The organism is Meridianimarinicoccus sp. MJW13, from assembly GCF_014901205.1.
Taxonomy (GTDB): Bacteria; Pseudomonadota; Alphaproteobacteria; order Rhodobacterales; family Rhodobacteraceae; genus Meridianimarinicoccus.
In genome coordinates, this window is record NZ_JACNMU010000011.1 from 44,293 (window position 1) to 66,267 (window position 21,975).

At 61.3% G+C, this 21,975-nt stretch carries 19 protein-coding genes and 1 pseudogene; 5 read left to right on the plus strand and 15 right to left on the minus strand.

Annotation, left to right across the window (positions count from 1 at the left end):
• Positions 1-97: 97 nt before the first annotated feature.
• From H8B03_RS17870 to H8B03_RS17910, 9 genes and pseudogenes are all read right to left on the minus strand, one after another.
• Positions 98-4,360 (minus strand): annotated as a pseudogene (locus H8B03_RS17870) (strawberry notch-like NTP hydrolase domain-containing protein).
• Between the two features lie 106 nt (positions 4,361-4,466).
• Positions 4,467-4,742 carry a type II toxin-antitoxin system RelE/ParE family toxin gene (locus H8B03_RS17875; RefSeq protein WP_193143265.1) on the minus strand — a complete coding sequence of 92 codons (276 nt, stop codon included), beginning with the start codon at positions 4,740-4,742 and terminating at the stop codon, positions 4,467-4,469.
• Complete coding sequence (locus tag H8B03_RS17880) at positions 4,729-5,028, minus strand: type II toxin-antitoxin system RelB/DinJ family antitoxin (RefSeq protein ID WP_127657714.1); 300 nt, start codon at positions 5,026-5,028, stop codon at positions 4,729-4,731. Before H8B03_RS17880 ends, H8B03_RS17875 begins: the two co-directional genes overlap by 14 nt.
• A gap of 104 nt (positions 5,029-5,132) precedes the next feature.
• Positions 5,133-5,789 carry a DUF6927 domain-containing protein gene (locus H8B03_RS17885; RefSeq protein ID WP_193143266.1) on the minus strand — a complete coding sequence of 219 codons (657 nt, stop codon included), beginning with the start codon at positions 5,787-5,789 and terminating at the stop codon, positions 5,133-5,135.
• Positions 5,789-6,382, minus strand: a complete 594-nt coding sequence (locus H8B03_RS17890) for a regulator (protein ID WP_193143267.1) — start codon at positions 6,380-6,382, stop codon at positions 5,789-5,791. The genes H8B03_RS17885 and H8B03_RS17890 overlap by 1 nt, the downstream gene beginning before the upstream one ends.
• A 74-nt stretch (positions 6,383-6,456) precedes the next feature.
• Positions 6,457-8,433, minus strand: coding sequence for a ParB/RepB/Spo0J family partition protein (locus tag H8B03_RS17895; protein ID WP_193143268.1), 1,977 nt, complete (start codon positions 8,431-8,433; stop codon positions 6,457-6,459).
• A gap of 154 nt (positions 8,434-8,587) precedes the next feature.
• Positions 8,588-8,977: a DUF3768 domain-containing protein gene (locus H8B03_RS17900; RefSeq protein ID WP_193143269.1), complete on the minus strand. Its 390-nt coding sequence runs from the start codon at positions 8,975-8,977 to the stop codon at positions 8,588-8,590.
• Between the two features lie 69 nt (positions 8,978-9,046).
• Positions 9,047-9,985 carry an ArdC family protein gene (locus H8B03_RS17905; RefSeq protein ID WP_193143270.1) on the minus strand — a complete coding sequence of 313 codons (939 nt, stop codon included), beginning with the start codon at positions 9,983-9,985 and terminating at the stop codon, positions 9,047-9,049.
• A 40-nt stretch (positions 9,986-10,025) separates the two neighbouring features.
• On the minus strand, positions 10,026-10,511 hold the full coding sequence (locus tag H8B03_RS17910; RefSeq protein ID WP_193143271.1) for a hypothetical protein: 486 nt from the start codon (positions 10,509-10,511) through the stop codon (positions 10,026-10,028).
• A 277-nt stretch (positions 10,512-10,788) separates the two neighbouring features.
• Between H8B03_RS17910 and H8B03_RS17915 the strand changes: the two genes are divergently transcribed.
• Positions 10,789-11,991, plus strand: coding sequence for a Fic family protein (locus tag H8B03_RS17915; protein ID WP_193143272.1), 1,203 nt, complete (start codon positions 10,789-10,791; stop codon positions 11,989-11,991).
• Positions 11,992-12,126: 135 nt separating this feature from the next.
• Here the strand turns inward: H8B03_RS17915 and repC are convergent, their stop codons facing one another.
• The 3 genes from repC to repA form a co-directional block, all read right to left on the minus strand.
• On the minus strand, positions 12,127-13,347 hold the full coding sequence (gene repC, locus H8B03_RS17920; protein ID WP_193143273.1) for a plasmid replication protein RepC: 1,221 nt from the start codon (positions 13,345-13,347) through the stop codon (positions 12,127-12,129).
• Between the two features lie 177 nt (positions 13,348-13,524).
• Positions 13,525-14,541, minus strand: a complete 1,017-nt coding sequence (gene repB, locus H8B03_RS17925) for a plasmid partitioning protein RepB (RefSeq protein WP_193143274.1) — start codon at positions 14,539-14,541, stop codon at positions 13,525-13,527.
• Positions 14,538-15,725 (minus strand): plasmid partitioning protein RepA, encoded by a 1,188-nt coding sequence (gene repA, locus H8B03_RS17930; protein ID WP_193143275.1) that lies wholly within the window; start codon positions 15,723-15,725, stop codon positions 14,538-14,540. The genes repB and repA overlap by 4 nt, the downstream gene beginning before the upstream one ends.
• A 236-nt stretch (positions 15,726-15,961) precedes the next feature.
• Between repA and H8B03_RS17935 the strand changes: the two genes are divergently transcribed.
• Positions 15,962-16,189, plus strand: coding sequence for an AbrB/MazE/SpoVT family DNA-binding domain-containing protein (locus tag H8B03_RS17935; RefSeq protein WP_055296342.1), 228 nt, complete (start codon positions 15,962-15,964; stop codon positions 16,187-16,189).
• A complete protein-coding gene (locus H8B03_RS17940; RefSeq protein WP_193143276.1) occupies positions 16,179-16,574 on the plus strand; it encodes a PIN domain-containing protein in 396 nt (131 codons plus the stop codon). Before H8B03_RS17935 ends, H8B03_RS17940 begins: the two co-directional genes overlap by 11 nt.
• Positions 16,575-16,635: 61 nt before the next feature.
• Here H8B03_RS17940 and H8B03_RS17945 read toward each other — a convergent pair whose 3' ends face one another.
• Positions 16,636-17,529 carry a recombinase family protein gene (locus H8B03_RS17945; protein WP_193143277.1) on the minus strand — a complete coding sequence of 298 codons (894 nt, stop codon included), beginning with the start codon at positions 17,527-17,529 and terminating at the stop codon, positions 16,636-16,638.
• A gap of 226 nt (positions 17,530-17,755) precedes the next feature.
• On the opposite strand from H8B03_RS17945, the gene H8B03_RS17950 reads away from it, so the two are divergent.
• The gene (locus H8B03_RS17950) at positions 17,756-18,823 is read left to right on the plus strand and encodes a hypothetical protein (protein ID WP_193143278.1); all 1,068 of its coding nucleotides are present in this window, start codon (positions 17,756-17,758) and stop codon (positions 18,821-18,823) included.
• A 109-nt stretch (positions 18,824-18,932) separates the two neighbouring features.
• Here H8B03_RS17950 and H8B03_RS17955 read toward each other — a convergent pair.
• Positions 18,933-19,690, minus strand: a protein-coding gene (locus tag H8B03_RS17955) for an IS5 family transposase (RefSeq protein WP_193143279.1) whose coding sequence is annotated in 2 segments (ribosomal slippage) — positions 18,933-19,366 and positions 19,366-19,690 — 759 coding nt in all. Because the reading frame shifts where the segments join, the coding sequence is not laid out codon by codon here.
• Positions 19,691-19,897: 207 nt separating this feature from the next.
• Between H8B03_RS17955 and H8B03_RS17960 the strand changes: the two genes are divergently transcribed.
• On the plus strand, positions 19,898-20,554 hold the full coding sequence (locus H8B03_RS17960; protein ID WP_137796055.1) for a HutD family protein: 657 nt from the start codon (positions 19,898-19,900) through the stop codon (positions 20,552-20,554).
• On the opposite strand, the gene H8B03_RS17965 is transcribed toward H8B03_RS17960, so the two are convergent.
• Complete coding sequence (locus H8B03_RS17965) at positions 20,551-21,909, minus strand: formimidoylglutamate deiminase (protein WP_193143280.1); 1,359 nt, start codon at positions 21,907-21,909, stop codon at positions 20,551-20,553. The genes H8B03_RS17960 and H8B03_RS17965 overlap by 4 nt on opposite strands.
• Between the last annotated feature and the right edge of the window lie 66 nt (positions 21,910-21,975).

Below are 21,975 nucleotides of genomic sequence, written 5' to 3' on the forward strand. Positions count from 1 at the left end.
TTGGGGGGCCGGGCGTGGCATTCGCTCACGCGCCCGGAACGCGCAGACCGGTCAAATCCCGATCCGCGACGCCCCACCCAAAGCCTGCTTTGGCTTTTCAGGCGGCTTGGTCTGCCGTGATGGCAGGCCTCTGCCCCACGATCCGGGCCAGAATGCTTCCCGTCTCGATCCCGTCCCCATGCGGCAGGAACACCCGTAGCTGGAAAGCGATGATCTCGGTGAAGCAGCCGAGGGCCTTGAGACCCTCAATCATGCCCCGATCCGCACCAGAGAGCTCGAGGCGCATCTCGCCTGCGACCCGGCGACGGGTCAGCGTCAGACCTCGGCCCAGATCGACCGGCGCGGTGGTGCCGAGGGCGGCAGTCAGCATCTCCTGCGGCGTTTGCGGGTCGGAGACGAGGAAGCGGGCGCGGAGCGCGGCCGCCCCTTCTTCGCTCAACGTGCGCCCGATCATCGCGGTCGCCCCGTCGGGCGTGCCCCGGTAGATGCGCTCATTGGTGGTCGGAATGTCCTTCCAGATCGGCAACAGCAGCCCGGTCAGCAGGTAGAGCTTGGTCGTGGTGGTTTTTGGCAGGGACGCAGCCTCGGCATCCCAAAGCCCTGCAAACTCGGGCCTGCCGATCTCTTCCCAGGCCGAGGACGCGAACCGCGTTTCCTCCAGATAGCTCGACCCGTTGGGCCGCACTGTCTTGCGCATGAGCGTGACGATGTCCTCGTCATACATCTGCATGGGGCGCGCCGAGATGAGCGCCGCGCGGCCGGAGGCGCGATTGACCATGGGGAGCTTGTCGGGATTGCGCGACAGGGCGTCATCCGCTGACAGCACATGGACCGGGTCGGTGACCTCCAGTCCGATGATGCGCGTCACGGCGCCGGATTTCGGGCAGGTCCAGAGATCCTCGGTCGAGACCTGCTCGATCCTTTCGCCGCGTAGGGTTTCCACGCCGAGATCGAGCGTGCCCGCCGCGCGCGCCCGTTCAGTCTGATCGGCAATCCGGCGCATGAACTCGGCAAAGAGCGCGTTCTGCATGTGGATGGGCAGGGCCAGCACCCGGTTCAGAAACCGCTGGATCGGGGGAAGCTCCTCGAGAAGCACCCCGTCCTTGTCGATCAGTCGCAGGGCTGTCCAGTCGGTGAAGCTCTCGTAGCTCATCGCCTCAGCGCGCCCGGCGGCAAGATCGGCGAAATACCCACGCAGCGCCGCCCGCGCGATCGGGCTTTCGAGATTGTCCTCCTCCCGGAACATGCCCTGCGAGCCGGTCTCGCGCTGACCCTTCGTCAGGGCCCCCAGCTGGTCGAGGCGCTTGGCGATCGTCGAGGTGAAGCGCTTCTCGCCATGCACATCGGAGGTGCAGACCCGGAAGAAGGGCGCGCTGACCTGGGCCGAACGGTGTGTACGGCCGAGCCCCTGAATGGCCGCATCGGCACGCCAGCCGGGCTCCAGAAGGTAGTGTCGGCGTCGTTTCTGGTTCTTCGCCGTTTGGGCCGCATGGTAAGATCGGCCCGTCCCGCCCGCGTCAGAAAAGATCAGGATATTCTTGTCACCGTCCATGAAGGCTTGGGTCTCGGAAGAATTGCTGCTGGCGGCGCGTTTCTCGATGAAGAGATGGCCGTCTTCGGCCTTGAGGGGCCGGATGGACCGCCCCGTGACTTCTGCGACGGCCTCGTCGCCAAAGGCCCAGAGGATCTGATCGAGCGCCGAGGGAATCGGCGCCAGCGTCATCAACTCCATCATGGCGGCATCGCGCAGGGAGAGCGCCTCGCGCGAGACAACCAGCGCGCCAGTCTCATCGCGGAGCGGCTCGGTAACCATGTTTCCGTCGATCTCGACCAGCTTTTGCGCATGAATCGGGAAGGCCTGTTCGAGGTATCCCAGCACGTAGTCGCGCGGCGTTAGCGCGCCCTCGACGAGTTCATCCTCCGGGTCCATTGTCTCAAGTCGGCGTTTCAGCAGGCTCTCACCCGTCGAGACCACCTGGATGACGCAAGCCTTGCCCGCCGCCAGATCCTCCTCGATGGCGCGGATGATGGTCGGGGCCTTCATGCCCATCAGGAGATGGTTGAAGAAGCGCTGCTTCGTGCTTTCGAAGCGGGACTTGGCCGAGGCGCGTGCGGCCGAGGCATTAGTCTCTCCCGAGGCGTCGTTGACGCCGGTCGCTGTCAGCGCGGCCTCGAGATTGTGGTGGATCGTGCGAAAGGCTCCCGCATAGGCGTCGTAGATCTCGATCTGGGCCGGGGTGAGCGCGTGTTCGAGCACGTCATATTCCACGCCATCGAAGCTGAGGGCGCGGGCCGTGTAGAGGCCGAGCGTCTTGAGATCACGCGCGACCACCTCCATGGCAGCCACGCCGCCGGCTTCCATCGCTGAAACGAAACTCTCGCGGCTCGGGAAGGGGTATTCGGGGCCTTGTCCCCAGAGACCGAGACGCGCGGCATAGGCCAGGTTGTGCACGCTCGTGGCGCCCGTGGCCGAGATATAGAAGACGCGAGCGCGGGGTGCTGCCAGTTGCAGCCGGAGGCCTGCAAGGCCCTGCTGGGAGGGTTTGACCCCCCTGCCCTGCTCGGACCCTGCCGCGTTCTGCATGGCATGGGCTTCATCAAAAGCCAGCACGCCTTCAAAGTCTCCGCCCATCCAATCGAGGATCTGGCTCAGTCGCGTGGTGCCGCATTTGCCCGCGGACCGCAGCGTGGCGTAGGTCACAAAGAGGATGCCGTCGCCCATCGGGATGGGCTGGTCCGGTTTCCATTTGGAGAGCGGCTGGATGTCGGCGGGCGAGCCGCCAAGATCGGTCCAGTCGCGGGTGGCGTCCTCGATGAGCGTGGCGGATTTGGAGACCCAGATCGCCTTTCTGCGCCCGGCAAGCCAGTTCACAAGGATGAGACCCGCGCATTCGCGCCCCTTGCCGCAGCCAGTGCCGTCGCCGAGGAAGTAACCGAGGCGATAGGCCCGGGCTTTAGGGTCATCATCAGCGCGCGTCAGCTTGGTCTGGTCGTCATCTAGGCGCATCCGCCCCGGCAGGTCGCGCCCATGGGCATCGTGTGCCATGACGATGGTCTCGAGCTGCGCCTCGGAGAGATCTCCCTCCTCGATCAACCGTGCGGGCAGGCGCAAGTCATCACTGCCCGTGTTTGAGGGCACCGGCGGCGCGACCGATGCCATGGCGATGCTTTCGACCAGCGGCGTGGGATGTTCCAGCGCACCCGCGATCTCGATCCGCTGCGGACGGTAGCGCGCATAGATTTCCGAGATGGGCGTGTTGTCGCGCGGGGTCTCAAAGCTTGTGAAGCTGAGCGGACGGACGGCATTGGCCCGGGGTTTGAAGGCGGCGACAGGCGCAGCGGCGGTCTTGCGCGGGGCAGATGATGGAACGGTCGGCCGAGCATGAGGGATCGCTTCAGTACGTTGGGCGGGGCGCATCTCGGGCCGGGTTGCGGCCACGGCGTCGACATATGCCAAGGCCTCATCCAGATCCTACACACTGGCCCGGATGAACGTACCATCCTCCTGCACCTTGTCGAAGACCATGAGCTGGGTTTCGACCGAGGTGCCGAGCTTGCGGTAGACCTGCCCCGGCATCGTCAACGCCAATCGCGGCGTCAGGAGACCGCAGGCGCGTGACCAATGCGCAGCATCGCGTTCTGGCGTGAACCCCTGCGGCATGATCGCCACCATCCGCCCACCGGGTGCCAGGCGCTTCGCAGCCGCAATGAGATGCTTGGCGGCGATGTGCTTGTCTCGCGAGCGATCAACCGAGGAAGCGAAGGGCGGATTCATCACCACGACGTCGGGCAGAACCGGCGTCTGCAGCAGATCGTCGATATGCTCACCGTCATGGCCCGTCACATCGCCGCCAAAGACCGCGCGCAAAAGGCGCTGGCGAAAGGGGTCGATCTCGTTGAGCAAAAGCGTGGCACCGTCCCGGGCGGCGAAAGTAACGAGAGCGCCGGTGCCAGCCGACGGCTCCAGCACGGTCTCGCCCTTGCGGATCGCCGCCGCCCGCACGACCAGCGCCGCGAATGGCAGCGGCGTGGAAAACTGCTGCAGCCGGATCTGCTGCTCGGAGCGGCGGGTTTCCGTCAGGAGCCGCGAGGCAAGCAGCCTTGCAGCGGCGATGTCACCTGCCGCGCCGTCCCCACGCAGCAGCACCTGAACAGCCGCGGCCTGCATCAGGTCATATGCCATGCGCCAGTCCCAGGCACCGCCGGCATCGCTGCCATGAAACGTCTCGCGCATGATGCGCGCAAGCGCTGAGCTACGAAGGGGCTGGTAGTCGACCTCCGTGCCGATCTGCGCGAGGGCAGAGGCGAGGTTAGCGTCGGATTCAACAGGATTAGGGAGCGTTGAGCGGGGCTTGGACATGGGGGTTTCCTTTGGATCAGGGTCTGAGTTCCAAAGGACAAAAAGCCCGCTCTACACTTTGAAGGCGTAGAGCGGGCAATTTCTTAGCGGGGGGCCTGCACCCCGATCATGGCCACTGCTGCGCAGCATGAAGAACGCGTAAAATGGTCACCATCTCGGGGCTTTCAGCATAAACCACGATGTAGTTCGGCCGAACAACCATCTCCCTAGTCCCGTCCACACGGCCCGCGCGGTACATCAGAGGGCGTTCAGGAAGGAGGGACGTCTTGTGTTCAATCTCGTCTTTGAGAACTTGGGCGGCATCCGGGTTGTCGTCAGAGATGTAGTCAATGATTGCCAGCAAGTCGGCGATGGCCGTCGCTTTCCATTCAAGATTTGGCAAGGCGCTTCCCGTCAATCAATGCCTGGGCGTCTTGCATCGCCTTGGCATGGGACGTTGTGGGCCTTGGATCGTCCAGCGCTTCCTGTACCTTCGCCCGGAACCAGGCGTCATAGGCATCCGGATCAGCAGTCAATCCGGCAGGCAATCCGCCTTCTGCGGCCACGCGGGTCAGAAGAATACGCACCGCGTCGGAGAGCGTCAGACCGACGCCCGCAAGTGCGTCCGAAGCCTGTGCTTTCAGCTGATCGTCAACACGGACATGAAGCATGGATGTTTGGGCAGGCATGGATGGTCCTCCAGTTGATGGGAGTGGTGTATCTCATTTGAGATACGGTTTCAAGTCGGCAGTATGTGAGCGCGTGGTCCCGTGGTGTTGTCTCAGCGGGAAACTCAGCCTCGCTGCCCCGCGAGATACTCCGCCAGCACAGGACTGGCCTCGCCTTTTGCGGAGCTGAGCAGCTCCGAGCCCGCAAGCGAGGCCTTCGACAGGCGTACGAGCCCACCGGTTTCCTCGATGCGGTAGCAGCGGCGTTTTTGCCGCCCGCGTCTGTAGTGCGTCGCGGTGACGATCTGGCAGGTGCTGCCATCGGTGAGCGTCACAGGTGCTGCAAGCTTGATCTTGTCGCCTTCGGCATAGTCCGGGATCGCAGCCCAGTCCCGGCAACGCTGGCGCCAGTCCTGGGCGTAGCTGTCCGGGTCTTTCAGGTCGGAGAGGAGCGCGATCAGCCCAAGGGGAGCACGAGACTCGTTCGGGCCAGCGCTTTCCTCCATGTCCTTGTAGCCCCAGCAGCCGTCATCGTATCGGGTGAGGAAGACAGCCCCGAAAGTGATGGAGCCATCCGCATCGGTCACATAGGTCGTGTCCTCGACCGGCGAGCCATCGATACTTGTGACCCTTGCCGCCGCATACCAGGTGGAGCCCACCTTGCAGGCCTTGATCAGTTCGGTTTTACGCGTGTCGCCATGAGAGGTGCAGAGCCGGGCAATCTCCGCTTTCTCATCCGCGTAGGTCTGGACGCGGCGATCGGTGTAGAAGAGCCATCCCATCAGGCAGCCCTCCGGTCATCGAGTTCCATCAGGGCATCAAGCGGCACGCGGTAGGGCTGCATGGCGTCGAAATCCTCGCAATTGCCGCAGTTCTGCACGATCGCGAAGGTATCGCAGGCATCCTTGAGGATGACCCGGAACGTGCCGCCAAGACCGGAGGGAACGTCGTATGTCCCGCCGATGAGATAATCCGAGGCCCGGCGCACGAAGACGCGGATGCTGTTGCCATCGGTGGCGAGCCGGATGGCCCCTCGCCCCCGGTCGATGAGCACCTGCACATCGTCGAGGATGTCGGTGTAGAACTGGCCGGTCAGATCACGAAACGCCACGCGGCGCTGCGCCATCCAGTCGATGTCCCGAAACGGGTTCATGCCGTCGGCGAAAGCAAAGGACGGATCGGCTTGCTCGGTCGTGACGATGCGGGTGGTCGTGCCATCGATGCCGTTCGAGCGCAAATGCACGCCATTGCCGACGATGAGGATCAGGGCGGGCCTGTCCACAGGTCCGTTCCAGTTGGGCAGGAAGGTCTTGCAGGCGCGCGCATGGGCGATCTGCGCCGCGACAGCAGACGCGGAGAACTTGAGAATAGCCATGGAGATGTCTTTCGGTTGAGTGTGGGAAGGACGACCCGCGCGGGCGAAATGCTTCGCGCGGGTCGCGTAAGGCCTCAGGCCGCTTGCCCGACCTCGCTGTCAGGCTCCCAGGAGTCCGCAGCGGGCTCCGCCTCATCACAGGCGACACCGGCGGTCTGCATCATCGGCGGGCACCAGGCCGCCACGGCAGCGCGCTGCGCATCGGTGAGCGTGGCGAAGGGCTCGGCAAAGAGCTTGTCGCAGAAGGCGACGATCTCCTTCTTGCTCGACGAGGCCAGCGTCACCGCCTCCTGGGCGAGACCCAGATCCTCGCCGAGGATCTTGAGAAGCCAAGCCTTCTTGAAACGGTTGAATAGCGCCGCGTTCGGCGTCCAGTGGACGCGAATGTCGGGCATGATCTCGATCTCGAAGTCATGCATCAGGCTGTCGCGCTGCCGATCCCGGGCAAAGCAGGACTGCGTGGTGCTGGCCGTCGCATAGGCGACGAGTTTGGCCTTCTCGCCTTCCTCGAGTGCGCGAAACGCCGCGAACTGATCGGCGGGAGACCGGCTTTCATCAAGCCACGAGAGGTCGAGCGCATTATGCGCCGCCGCCACCTGCTCGAGCGAGGTGTCGTCAATCTCGTCCATCTTCGCATGGCTGCGGTATTCCTTGCGGGCATCGATCTTGATCGCCTGCGTGACGCTCATGCCGCTGCCAAGGACGTCGCTGACCAGCTTGAAGAGGGTCAGATCGAGCGTGGCCTCGGGGTGCAAAGCCATCGCGGCGCCAAGGGCCATCGCACGTTCGGTCTTGAGATCCTCGGCCAGCGAGGCCGGATAGGCGATCTCGCCTGGGTCGGGCTCATCCTTACTGGTCTGGTTACCGGAAGGGCTCTGAGACGCCTCTTGCTTGTCCTCCGGGCGCACGAGGCCCACATGGAGCGTGACCTGACCGCCCGACCACGACGCAATCACACCGGCGCGGGCAAGGTCCTCGGCACCGTAGGCCTCCTGCAAATCGCGCGCTTCGTCTTCCAAAGCGTCCACACGTTCGTAGAGCGCCGTGTAGGCGTCGTCCTCGAGCCCCTCATCCTCCATCTCAAGCTGGAGTTGCTCGAGCGCGGCGGTGATCTCGTCGATGCGCTTCCGGGCAGCCTCATCCGGCTCGATTGGGCCGGGATAGACGCGGCCATAGTCGGCCATGGTCGCGTAATCATACCGCACCATCGCATCTGCCCAGGCAAAGCCCAGTTTTGCGCGGGCCTCCTCAGCGGCAGCCCCGAGTTTCTCGCGCAGGATGGTCTCGACCAGCGCCGCATCCTCGAGCACGGAATGCTCTTCCAGAAGATCAGCCGCGATGGCCCCGCCGCGGGCCTCATAGTCCTCGCGCACGAAGGCCCCGATATCATCGCTGACCTGCACCCCGCGGGATTTGAGAGCCTGACGGACGGTATAGGCCTGCAGATAGCTGTCTTCCTTGGTCAGAGCCTCATAAACCTCGCGCTGAACCTCCTGGCTCGGATGCTCGGCAAAGGCCTTCATCGTGTCGAGCGTGATCGTCTTGGCCCGGGCCGCCGCGCGAATGTCGGGGTGGATCAGGCCATAGCGCAACCGGCCTTTCACGGCGGCGATCGTGGTGCCGAAGGTCCTGGCGATGGTCTCGGGCGTCTGGCCGTCGACCTCCATCATCCGGGCGAACGCCTCGAACTCGTCGATGGCATTCATCGGCGCCTGGGTGACGTTCTCGGCCAGCGACAATGCCGTGGTGACATCGCAATCCTCGGGCAGGAGGCGGCAATCTACCTTGGTCTTAGCGGTGAACGCCTTGGCGGCCTTATCTGCCGCCAGCTCCTTCAGGGCGGCATGGCGGCGACCGCCTGCGAGTACGGCATATTTGCCGTCGATCTTCTGAACCAGGAGCGGCTGGAGGAGACCCAGCACCGCGATGCTGGCTTTCAGATGTGCGATGTTCTCGGGGTCATAGGTTTCCGGGGAGTTGCTGCGCACATTTGCGGGATGGGCGGCAAGGTCGCCGATGGCGACAGAAGCGGGTTTGAAACTTGTGGTCATGGGATATCCTTCCAGGTGGGTGAGGTGTGGCCCGCGCGCGCGCGTAACCAATCCCCGGCTTCGGGGATCACCACGACAAAAGGCCCACTCTCCCTTTAAAGGGCCAGCGGGCCTTCATTTGTTGGGGTGTTAGGGGGAGGAGTCCCCTGCCCTTCTACCAGTCGCGCGCCAGCATGATGGTCAGCACGCGCATGGTGGTGGCGGGATTGTCCGGGGTCTCAGCCCCGTAGCGGAAATCCGATTCTGCTTCATAGAGATCGATTTTCCAGAACACGGTTTGGCCACGGATCTCGACTGCCCCGAAATCGTGCCATCCCTCGGGATCATTCTCAGGCTCGAATGTATCGAACGCACCGGTGGCCTTCACCGCCTCGGCCATGAAGCCGTCACCAGCCTCCATAAGCGAGCGGGTGACATGCATGCGGCCCTGGATGGGCTGCGCGGGCGGCACCCCAAGGCATGCGAGCTTGCGAAACGCGTCGTTCTGCGCCGCGACCACACTCTGATCCGGACGGTCTGGCTGGGGTTGAACGGTCATGGACATGGGGATTTCCTTTGAGAAGTTGAAACACCCTTCTCAAAGCCCACTTTTCCTTTTCCGACACACATCCCCTCAAGCGGCCTGGTCGACCTCCCCTGCCCCACCCGCCTCCGACCGTGCGATCAGGTAGTCACAAGCGCGCTGCGCATCGGCGGCGTGCTTGAAGATCGCGCCCTTGTCCGAGCGCAGAACGCGCAGCCAATTGTAGAGATACGCCGCGTTCATCTCGAGCGTATGCGCTGTGAAGCCGAGCGTCTGGCCAAGGAACACCGAGGTCAGCTCGGCGACAATCTCTTCGCGGGCATATGCCGTGTTGCCGAAGCGCGAGAGGCCGTAGTCGCGGTTCAGCCGGTGCCGTGCCTTTGTGGCATGGGCCAGTTCATGGGCCCAGACCCCGTAGAAATTCCGCGGGTTCTCGAACCGCGCAATCGACGGCATGAAGACCTTATCCACGGGCGGCAGGTAATAGGCTTCCGTCCCCGTGAAGACGGTCGTGATGTCGATGGCGTCGAAAAACACCTGCATATGCGGGATGGGCTCGGACGGCGGATGCTCGGGTGCTGGCTCCGGATCGGGGAAGAAGCTCTGGGGCAAGCCCTCGATTTGGCAGGCATTGAAGACGCGGTAGGATTTCTGGAAGCGGAAGATCCGGGCCTCCTCGGAACGATCATCGTTCTCCCTGTGCTGATCCTCATCGCCGGCGTCTTTCCGGCTTTGGCCGTAATAGACGACGACAGAGGACTTCTCACCCTTGCGCACCTTCGCGTCCAAGGCATTGGCCTGTGGAAGCGTCATCCAGAAGGGCGAGCTGTGGCCCGCCATCACGGTGCGCATGGTCAGCAGGAAGTTGTTCACGCCTTGGTAGGGTTCACCGCACACGCGCAGGGGGCGCGCGCTCCCGCCTGCGGCCCAGGGCTTGCGCCACGGCAGGACGCCGCGCTCAATAATACGGATGATTTCGTTGGTGATGACCTCGGAGGCATCGAATTTGGGCGTGCGGGATCGGGCCATGGCTGGCCTCCTTTCGAGTGTTGGTGAGAGGGAATGGTGATCAGGTTGACTGGCGGGGGCGCGGATCGTTGGCGATCCTGGCACCGAGCTCTTCGACCATGTCGATGTAGCTGGTCAGCGAGACAGACCCGCCGGGACCCGAATGGTCAGGGTCGACCGATCCGTCCCGCGTCACCCGCGGCAGGTTCGCGAAGGCGATGACGTCACTGATGGGTCGGATATCGATGAACGGGGTTCCTCGTGCGACCGCGAGGGCGGCCAAGGGAAAGCGCTCGATCGGCGCGAAGGTTGAAACGGTGGTCCAACCAAGATGGATGAATGTCCCGCCCTCTCCGCAGATCACATGCGCGTTTGGCAATAAGGCCGCCTGCTTCAGATAGCCGAGATCACGCAGGACAGTCTCGCGCTCGAGCCGTTGTGCTTGCCCCGTCTGGCCGGTTCGGCGTAGTTCCTTGTGCCGCCACCACGAGGCAGCGACCGCGCGCAACACGCGCAAGACACCTGTTTGCATGGGAATGCCCTTCATCCGGAACGGCAGACCGGAACCCGGCCCGGACCCATCTGAGGGACCCCAAAGGCCCTCATCCGTCAGTCACAAAACCCGAAGTCCACTTTCTCTTTTTCCGGCCCCTTTGGGCACACAACAAAACCGAAAAGCCCGGCACATCTGCTGAAGCCATTGATTTCATGCAGCAATTCTAGATCGGCAACCAAGATCGGCAACGCATATCGGCAAAACCTTGCTTGAAAGTACGAAATGTGTTTATTTTTCAACTGCTTTGCAAACATGAAAGATCGGCAAAATGCTGGAAACACCCGCCAGGATCGAACCCTGCTTCTTCGAGGAGCATATTCCTACAGAACTGGCAGACCTTTCGGTCGACATCCAGAGGGAAGCCACCGGGCTGGGACAAGGGTTGCATCCCGATAGCGCAGCCGAACTTGCCGATCTCGTCCGTGTGATGAACTGCTACTACTCCAACCTGATCGAAGGACACAACACGCGCCCCCGCGACATCGAAAGGGCGCTGGCTGGTGCCGAGCTTGAGGAAGAAACCCGCCCTCTCGCCCTTGAGGCCCGGGCGCACGTCATCGTTCAACGGGCCATCGATGAGATGCATCGTATAGGCACCCTGCCCCGCCCCACATCCGTCAAATTCCTGACTTGGGTCCATAAGAGCTTCTACGACGAGATGCCGGATGAGTTTCGGGTCATCGAACATCCCGACGGCACACAAGAGCCCATCGTTCCGGGACGCATGCGCCAGGATGACGATCGGGAAGTTGCGGTCGGGCGCCACCTACCTCCTTCATCGTCGCGCGTTGCGGCATTCATGGACCATTTCGACAAACGATTTCAGATTGCGGCGCGTTCTTCGAGCGGACGGATCATCGCGATCGCCTCTGCACATCACCGGCTCAACTACATCCACCCTTTCCCGGATGGTAACGGCCGTGTCAGCAGACTGATGTCTCACGCCATGGCCCTCACAGCGGGGATTGGTGGCCAAGGGCTCTGGTCCGTATCACGTGGGCTTGCCCGCGGGCTAACCGATCGGGGCGAGTACAAACGGATGATGGATCTGGCCGACAGTCCACGTCGCGGAGACCGCGACGGACGGGGGAACCTGTCAGAAGCGGCACTGAAGACGTTTAGTGAATGGTTCCTAAAGGTGACGCTCGACCAGATCAGCTTCTCAGCAAGATTGTTCGATCTTGGCGGATTGGACCAACGGTATCGTCGTCTCGTTGCAGATACCATCGATGACAAGCGAGCGCCGGAACTGATTTCGGCGGTTCTTCGGCATGGCGCACTGGAACGAGGCGACGCAAAGATTGTGCTCAAGACGTCCGAGCGTACGGCTCGCAACACGCTGAGTAAACTGACCGCCGCCGGATACCTGACTTCCGTCTCGCCGAAGACGCCTGTTCGTTTGGCGTTTCCATTGGATTATCGAGAGCGGCTCTTTCCGAACCTCTTTGGAGATGGTGACCTGACTGTTTGATTTTCGTTAGTTCTCGCTCTCCACAGATAAGCATGGCCAGGGAGAAATTGGACGGATCCCATAAACAATGAGTTCACAGCTGTGAACTTGTCTTCTGCGCGACGAAACAAGACGTAGTTCACAACTGTGAACTTTTCATGCAGCGTCCTTTCTCATAAGGGCCATGATCATGGGGCCACAAGAGAATTCACCGAGCGCAGCCTTCGCAGACAGCGACCGCAAATACCCACCAGGTGAACGGATGTCGCCAAAGCGTTCCAGCATTGCCAAGATGACAACCGATGCCTCTTCCGGGCCCATATGCTGTTTGGCCTCATCCCACGCTGAAGGAGAGACGCCCATCATTGGTCTTATTACATCCGCAACCCTTACCAGATCATGCCAATGGCGCACGGGTCGTTCAGCATATGTCTGGTACTCAGAGCATGCGGCCAAGACGAGACTGAGGGGGATCCTAGGGAGATTGTTGTCGATCGGGACAGGCTCATCAGTCCCATCCACTGCAACCAGTGATGTTGTGGGATCGGAGACGCTGCCGTCGCCCTGCGCTTTTCTTAAGCGTGGTTCAAAATCATAAGAGTCTTTATTTGAATTCTGATAGTGCTGCCCATTTGTGGCTTCATTGGTGCTCATATCTTCTGCTTGCACTGGCTCCAGCAGGTCCCTTGTAGCGTTCAGAGCTTCGGACAACGCAGTTTCGATCTGCTGCAACTCGGCAAGGTCGAGTTTGCGGCGAAGGTCGCGCGCCGTCAGGACGCAGAGGTCGGACGCCTGGTCCCAGATCGCGAGGTCAGGGCGCAGAGAACGGCCGTAGTCGACGAGACCCGCTAGATCACGGCGCATGAGGCTTACAGTGGATCTAAGCCGCTTGTAGCGCTCCTCCGCAGCACGGACAGCCTCTGCGGCTTCGCACACTTCGACGAAGCGTTGGGCGAGGGGGGCCAGATCGAAGCCGAAAGCGATCTTTTCATCGCCATACCGGCGCGCGTAACGCTTGCCATTGGGACTGTCGCGACGCACAACGAAACCGGTTTGCACCAGGTTCGCCAGATGCCGCCGCATGGTCGAGCAGGGCATGCCGTTCAGGCGCTCACAAATAGCCTTGTTGGACGGATGCACGACAGTTTCACTATGGTTCCCGCCAACAATCGTGGCCTGATGGAAACTGACCAATGCCTGAAGCACGCTCAAATCACGGTCGGACAAGCCGAAGGCGATACGGGCAGCGGCGAGTTCGCGAAGTGCTTCCCATTTGTTGACGCCGGAAGGCGGGAGGTCCTGTTGCGCCGCTGCCTGATAGTGCAGAATGGCAGCATTTATGGGTCGCCTGAAAGGCGTTACGGGGGTGTAGTCCATTTTACATTCACGAAGACAAAGAAATCAGTGTCCGCGAATCACTTAAGACTTGCGAAAAACGGCGTCCGAGACTAACTTGAGAGTGCTAAGAACAAGTCAGGGTCTCGTAGGGCGGTCGCTTTGCGGGACCTTTTCTTTGGCTTTTTCGTGCCTCCTGTTTTTGGTTTCTGCTCTTCCTCAGTCTTCTGAACGCTGCTTCCAGCGTTCGTGAAGTTCTTCAATCAAATCATCGGCTTCAGACTCTACCCAGTCGGCAAACTTACTATTCTGCAACTCGATCGAGATCCCTTTGGCGGTGCGTTTGAGCGTGCCGCCACGTTTGCCCCCAATCCTGAGAGGCTGACTGGATGCAGCAGAAGGGGAGGGGGCCTTGGCCGGTTTGACTAACCTTGTGACAACCTTCGACACGGCCTCGAACGCCTGCACAGAGGGGTCGTCGGTCGCAGGTGCGGCATCAATCACCATGGCCACATCGGCCTTGCCATGGGTTTCCTCAGCAAGGCGGATCAGGCTGCCCCGATCCAGGCCCTTGTCCGCGATGGCACGGCCCATGGCCTCCCACCGGGGTCGGCCGATGCCGTATGCAGCACCGATGGCGCGGATGAGGTCTGTACCGACCATGTCGGCGATCGCGATGGCCATGGACACCGAAGATTTGGTCACAGTCAGAATTTCTGCAACCTGTGATTGATTTCCAAAGCCCGACGATACGAGTTCTTGCGCAAAAATCGCCTTTTCAATGAAGGATAAATCGCGGCGCGCCATGTTTTCGGAAATCTGCGCACGCAGGGCGCTGTCATCATCCAGATTGGCGACCAGTGCGCGCACCTTGGCGACCTTGTCGGACTGGCGGATCGCCTCGAGCCGGCGGCGACCATAGACGAGCAGATAGCGGTCCGTCTCTGACGGGTGCCGGCGCACAAGAATTGGTACGGTCTGACCATTCGCCTCGATTGCGGCGCGCAGATCATGCACATCCGCCGGATCAAGCCGGTCGGCCATTCGGTCGTCGACGATACTGGCCGGGTCGAGTTCCCAGACGTGATGTGAATCGACCGCATCGCGGGCCGAGCGCAGGGCGCGGTTGGACGTCATCATAGGGGTTACGGCGCCAGCCTGAGGGGTAGGGGCCGGGCCACCGGCTGCCGCGAGATTATCGAGCATCGACATCCGTTTTTTCTTGCCACTCGTCATGACCGCCCCCACGTTTTCTGAATAAGATCAGCGACTTCGTCGTTCAGCGCGTTCAGGCTTTCAAGCGCGCGATCATAGGTCGTGCGGGTAAAGGCGCTCCGCTCGACTTCGTATAGGGTTTGCTTTGTCAGACCTGCATCGGAGATAGCCGTGGATTTGAGCATTGGTGAGTTGAGCACCGCATCGCCATACATGGTGCGCAGAAAGGCGACGATCCGGTTTTGTGGTGCATCCTGAGGTTCATAGCGTGTCAGCGCATAGCGCATCCAGTCGTGGGACATGTCCGCACCGCTTTCGGCGATCACGTCCATCAGATCAGCCGTCATGCGCAGAAATTGCGACATCGACATCACGTCGAGCATTTCCGGATGAATTGTGACCAGCACGCCGGTGGCGGCAGAGAGTGCGGACATGGTGAGAAAGCCCAGTTGCGGCGGGCAGTCGATGACCACAACGTCGTAATCGCCGTCAACCTGCGCCAACGCCTCTTTCACGCGGAAAAAGAACAGGCCTGCGTTGCCTTGTGAAAGAGCACGCGGCGTTTCGTGTTCGAACTCCATCAGTTCCAGATTGCCCGGGATCAGGTCGAGGTTCGGGATATAGGTCTTGCGGATGACAGCGCGGATCGGCTCTGGGTCGTCATAGCGGATCGCGTCATACAGCGTGCCGCCATCTGTCAGATCGAATTCGGGCTGTACGCCATGTAACGCCGTGAATGAGGCCTGCGGATCAAGATCAATGCCCAGGACGCGATAACCGCGCAAGGCCAGCCGTTGTGCAAGGTGTGCCGAAGTCGTCGTTTTGCCCGAGCCACCCTTGAAGTTCATCACACCGATGACTTGCAGGTGATCGCCGTCACGCCGTCCGGGGATATAGTCTCCAGGCTTGCGCGCGGTCTTTTCCAGCAGGAAACGCAGGGCCTGAATGTCCTGCGCGGAATACAGGCGACGATTACCGGCCGTCAGTTCAGGCGAAGGGCCCTTGCCATCAAGGTTGATTTTGCGCAGGTATGAGTCGTTCACACCAAGAAGCGCTGCCGCCTCGCCGGAGGTGAATTTGCGCATTTCCTTTGTGGCGTCAGGGGGAAACAGGCTCTCGCGTTGCGAATGCAACTGGTTGGCCAGCCACTCGGAGTGCTGGCGGATGACCGCATTCAGGTCCTGATGCACGAAAGTCTTGTTCATCTGCCCTCTCGATCCGCGCTACGCATCTTCGGCGTGTTCACGGTTATTGACGTTTTTTGCCTCGTTTCCGTGACTATTGCCGTAAGAGTCGGATTCGCGCAAGTTTTTTCCACATCTTGTGTGAGCTCACTGTCGAAACACAAGCCCGTTCGCCGTCGTCGTCGCATGCTGATCTTGGCAATTGCGGCAGGATGATATACATATAGGATCGTATATCCACCTGGAGGAACAACAACATGCAAGTTGCAAAATGGGGGAATTCGCTCGCGGTCCGGCTGCCTGCCGATCTTGTGCGCGAACTTGGCCTCAAGGAGGGTGACCAAATCGATCTGATAAAGGACGACGGTACTTTGCTCGTCCAGCGCCAACCTCGCGCCGATGAAGTCCTGCAAGGGCTAAGACGGTTTCGCGGAAAGCTATCCAAGGACGCACGCCTGAGCCGCGACGCTGCGCATGAGCGCTGAATTCGCGGATACAAATGTCGTCCTTTACCTTCTTGACGACGGCCCAAAAGCGGATCGGGCGGAAGACATCCTGGGGCAGGGGCCGCGGATCAGTGTGCAGGTCCTGAACGAAGCGATGGTCAATTGCCGGAGGAAAGCCGGTCTCAGTTGGGAGGAGACCGGCGCTTTTCTCGCAGGGGTCCAATCCTTGTGTCCAGTCGACGACCTGTCTGTGCAAACCCATCTTGTGGGCCGATCTTTGGCAGAGAAATACCAGCTTTCGGTCTATGACGCGATGATTGTATCGGCCGCTCTTATTGCTGGATGCACGACTTTGTGGAGCGAAGATATGCACGACGGATTGCTGGTCGAAGATCAGTTACGCGTCGTGAATCCATTCAACTGACCAGAAAATGGGCTGCAACCTTGCAATCGTTCCATGAGTTGGAAGATTTGCAAGGTTGTGTTTATTGCGCGGACTTCAGCAAGCCCAACTTCTCTGCGCGTTCCAGCAGCATCCTTACTGACGAGGGCTGCCAGCTTGTACGCCCACGTGGTGTGCGTTCGCGCATGGATTCCAGCCTGTCACAGATCGTCTGGAGCGTGATGTTGGGGTCCGCGCCCTTGATCGCTGCAACAATCGCCGGCAGGCGATCGTCGGTTTCGCGGCGTCCGGCGCGGCCAAGCACTTCATTAGGCAGGAAGCCGTCCCGCACATATGCTTTCACCGCGCGGAGCAGGCGGCTTTGGGTCCAGCGCCGATCTGGGGGCAGGGGGCCATTGATGATCCGCAGCAGGTCTTCCCAGGCCATATCCGGCCGCAAGCGGCGCACATGGGGCACCCAATCCTGCGCGGTCTCGTTGAGGCGCTCCATGTAGCCGTCGTGTCGCGCCAGCCGCACCTTGCGCATCGCAGCGGGATCCTTGGCGCGTAGCCCAGGATTGCCACCAACGCGCCCTTTGGCGCGCGCAGAGGCAAGCCCGGCCTTTGTGCGTTCGCGGATCAGAGCGCGCTCGAACTCGGCCGCAGCGCCTAGAACCTGCAGCGTGAACTTGCCTTGTGGCGATGCCGTGTCGATCGGGTCCTGCAGCGAGCGGAAGAAAGCTCCCTTGGCCTCCAGCCATTCGATCACCTCCAGCAAGTGCGACAGAGACCGCGCAAGCCGGTCGATCCGCACGACGACAAGCGTGTCGCCGCTCTGAACGCGTTCGAGCACCCGCGCGAGCACAGGACGCGCGCGACTGCCGCCTGAGGCGTGCTCTTCAAAGATCTCGGCACAGCCCGCCGATTGCAGCGCCTCGGACTGGGGCAGGGGGGTCTGATCCTCTGTGGAAACGCGGGCATAGCCTATCAGGGACATGAAAACGGGCCGTTTGCAATTTAATGTAACGCTACTAAACGACCGTTTGTAAACGAATGCAAGTAGGTGCTCTCTCGTCGCGCTCGTCCAAAAAACCTTGGTTTCCTTGCGCTGAGCGCGATCGGAGAGGTTTCACCGGCAGTCGCGCGCGCATACTATATAAAGAGCGAAGGCAACCGCCACAAAATCACTTGGGTAATGTGCAAAAGAACAGTATTTTGCACATATGAAGACCCAAGCATCCGCTTTGACTGATGATTTCGATGATCCCCTCCTCACCATCGAGGAGGATGAAGAGGCTCACGAAGAGGATCTCTGGTTTCTGCCGGGACCATTCGAAGAAGAACCAGATGATTTGCCTGCCGGGCCGCGTGCAGAACCGCCGGACTCTGCCGTCATCGAAGACTGGGCAAAGGCAGAAGGCGTTCACGCTGCGCGACTGGCAAGAGTGGCTGGACGCCTGGGTGCTCTGGATGACAGGCTGCTGCGTGGCCCGGAAGGCTGGCGGCATCGCCTCGCTCTTATCGAGGCAGCGGACCTTAGCTGGTTCGCAGGGGATCGGGTGAGTTCTGATCGTCTGGCGCTTTGGATGTCGATGCGACTATCGGGGTCACAGGATGACCCAAATGCCTTGACACGGATTGGATGGGCTGTCCGGCGCCTGACAGGCGGTCCCGGGCCAGAGATAGACCTAGCAGCCTTTCTGGATCGCCGTGATCCCAAGAACATCGAAGGCAGTGCCGAGCGTTTCGAAGATCGCGCGGGCGGATGGCTGGACGTAATGGCAGCCGCGGCCGAGCTCCACCCGATCACGCGTGCTTGCATGGGCTTTCATCTTTGGGGCCTGGCGGGTCTCGGACAACACGGTGACCGAGTGGAAGCAGCTGTCACTGCTGCGCGGATCGCGGCCAGTGAGTGCAGGGGAGCGGCATTCGCGCCTGTGGCCATGGGCGGAGCAGGGGGGCTGCGTGCCGGCGGCCCACCCACTGACCGTCTGATACGGTGGCTAGACGGGATGGAGGCGGGATTCCTGACAGCGATGCGGCACCTCGACGATATCGAAACGTGGGCGACGCGGGCGGAAGACGAGATTAGCGCGCTCTCGGGCCGCACGCCCCCGTCCTTGTGCACGGCACTGACCGAATGGCCACTTGTCTCCGCACCGATGGCCGAGACCCTGACCGGCGCAAGCCGTGCCGCCGTTCAGCGCAACCTCAACTGGATGGAAAAGCGAGGCTTAATCCGAGAAGTTACGGGGGAAGGGCGGTACCGGATGTGGCGTGCAGCGAGCTGAACGCTCTGTGTGAAGCGCCTGCATGAGGGAACAGGTTTGCCTTCCTATCCTCCCGGTGTGCAAACGCACTTTTCGGCGTGCCGCGTCAGCCTGGCTTTAGGGTCAGGATTCATAACCAGTAGATTACGAGAGCAGCGAGAGCGATGGCAGAGAGAAAGACTTTTGGGCAGCGGTCATAGCGTGTCGCCACCGGCCGCCAGTCCTTGAGCCTGCCGAACATGATCTCGATGCGGTTGCGCCGCTTGTATCGGCGCTTGTCGTACTTGACCGGTGTCTTGCGTTTCTTCCGGCCAGGGATACAGGCGCGTATCCCCTTGTCCTGCAACGCTTCTCTGAACCAGTCAACATCATAGCCGCGATCCCCGAGCAGCCATTTGACGTTTGGCAGGCCGCTCATCAGGGCCCGTGCGCCGATGTAATCGCTTACCTGTCCGGCGGTAACGAACAGGTAGATCGGTCGCCCCTGACTGTCACAGATCGCGTGCAGCTTGGTGTTCATGCCGCCTTTGGTCCGACCAATCAGGCGACCACGCCCCCCTTTTTGGCGGCCATGCTGGTCGCCGTTCGGTGAGCCTTGAGATATGTCGCGTCGATCATCACGGTCATCTGCTCGCCGTGTCCCGCCGCCAGCCCAGCCATCATCTTGGCGAAGATGCCCTTTTCACTCCAACGCTTCCAGCGGCTGTATAGCGTCTTGTGGGGTCCGTAGACTTCGGGCGCGTCGCGCCAGCGCAAGCCATTGCGGTTGATGAAGATAATCCCGCTCAAGACCCGTCTGTCATCGACCCTTGGCTTGCCGTGAGACTTCGGGAAGAAAGGTGCCAGCTTGGCCATCTGCTCGTCGGTCAGCCAGAAAATATCACTCATGTCGCCGCTCCTTTTCGGAGCCGTGAATCACGCAGTGCGACCGAAATCAATGCATCCTGACCCTAGATGATCAGAAACGCAAAGGCTGACGTCGCCAATCGTTTGCCGGCTTAACGTCGATGGTATTGGCCTCCAGTCAATGGCTGTGTCTTTCTTGCGTCCAACCGATATTTCCCTGAAGCTTGCAGACGGAGTGGGATTCGCTTGGTGAGGATCAAGAGCGTCCTCAATAGTAAAATGGGACTCGTCGTGAAGTGGTTCTGTCGGCGTGAGAGTATTAAAAATGAGGCGCTTAAGCGAGTTTTGCGTAGAGAGATCATGATTTTTCGACAATGCGACTTGGTGGAAACACCTTGGAAAAACGGTGGCGGGATCACACGCAATATCGCCAAAGAACAGGATAAAACGGGCACTTTGTGGCGGCTGAGCATGGCGGATGTGGATGGCGACGGGGCTTTTTCCATCTTTCCGGGCCTGACGCGTATCCTGACGGTCATTCAGGGCGATGGCATGGTGCTGCATGGGCCGGATGGCGATCTGCAGGCGGGTTATGCGCAGCCCGTGCGGTTCGACGGAGGGGCACCCGTCACGGCCACGCTGACCCAAGGCCCGATCCGTGATTTCAACCTGATGTTCGACACCGCGCGGTGCGAAGGCGATGCGCAGACCCTGCGCGATGCTGGCACGTATAAGGTCGGGCAAGCCGGGCAGACCTGTGTGCTGCATGTGATCGCGGGCACCGCGTCGGTGGAAGGCAAGGCTTTGGACGTGGGCGACACGGCGATCCGCACCGACGCGCCGTTGCGTTTCGATCTGGCGCAGGATGCGGTCGCACTGACCATCACCCTGCGCCCTAAAGACTAAAGCGAGGCGAGCAGGTCCGCGACCGCACTGCGATACCGCGCGACCACCGCGTCGCGCGCGATGTGCCGCCCGCCAGTCACATTGTGCCGCCCGGCAGACCACAGGTCAGTGATGACGGTGTCTTTCGCCGCGAAACACAGACCGTCAAGGATCTGGTCAGGTGTCAGGGCGCACAATGTGGGGTCAGTGCTGTCGATGGCGACCAAATCTGCCAGACGCCCCGGCGCAATCTCGCCCGCGTTGCGGCCCAAAGCCTGCGCGCCGCCGCGGGCCGCACCTGTGTAAAGCGTTGCCCCGACCGAGCCTTCGCCGACTACCATCACGTTGCGTGCCACGTCGCGCAGACGTTGGGAATATTCCAGCGTGCGCAGTTCTTCAGTCAGCGAGATATTGACGTTGCTGTCCGACCCGACGCCGAACGCGCCGCCAGCCTCAAGGAAGGTGGGGCCGTTGAAGGGGCCATCGCCAAGGTTCGCTTCTGTAATGGGGCACAGGCCCGCGACCGCGCCGGAGGCTGCCATCGCGCGGGTCTCGCCCTCGGTCATGTGGGTGGCGTGGATCAGGCACCAGCCCGCGTCGACGGGGGCATTGGCCAAAAGCCACTCGACAGGACATGCGCCCAGCCAATTCTGGATGTCCTCGACTTCCTTGGGCTGTTCCGAAATGTGGATATGCACCGGCCCGCCCTGATGATCCGCCAGCGCACGGGCCAGATCGTCGGGGGATGTGGCGCGCAACGAATGCGGCGCGATGCCCACGCGGGCGTCATCGGGCAGGGCGGAAAGCCCCGCACGCGCCCCTTGCACCAGATCGGCAAAGCGGTCGACATCATTGCCAAAGCGCATCTGCCCTTCGGCCAGCGCCACCTTGCCCGCCCCGCCATAGGTATACAGCACCGGCAGATGGGTCAGCCCGATGCCGGTCTCGCCCGCCGCCGCCATCACCCGCAGCGACAATTCGGCCAGCGCATCATAGGGCGCGCCGCCGCGCTGGTGGTGGACATAGTGAAACTCGCCCACGCTGGCATACCCGGCCTCCTGCATTTCGACGAAAACAAGCGCGGCGATGGCCTCGATCTGCTCCGGGGTCAGGCGGTCCATGAAGCGATACATCAGCTTGCGCCATGTCCAGAAACTGTCGCGCCCGGCCTTGCGCAGCTCGGTCATGCCCGCCATCGCGCGCTGGAACGTGTGCGAGTGCAGGTTGCCCAAGGCGGGCAGCAGCGTATCAACGCGCACGTCCCCCGTCTGGGCAGCCGTATTGGGCGCGATCTGATCAATGCGGCCATCTTTAAGGGTGATGCGAACATCCTGCGCCCAACCGGACGCGAGCAAGGCCTGACGGGCGTGGATCATGGTCTTTATCCTGTGTATTTCATTTTATGTATAGACATATTGCACATAAAATTATACCAGAAAAGG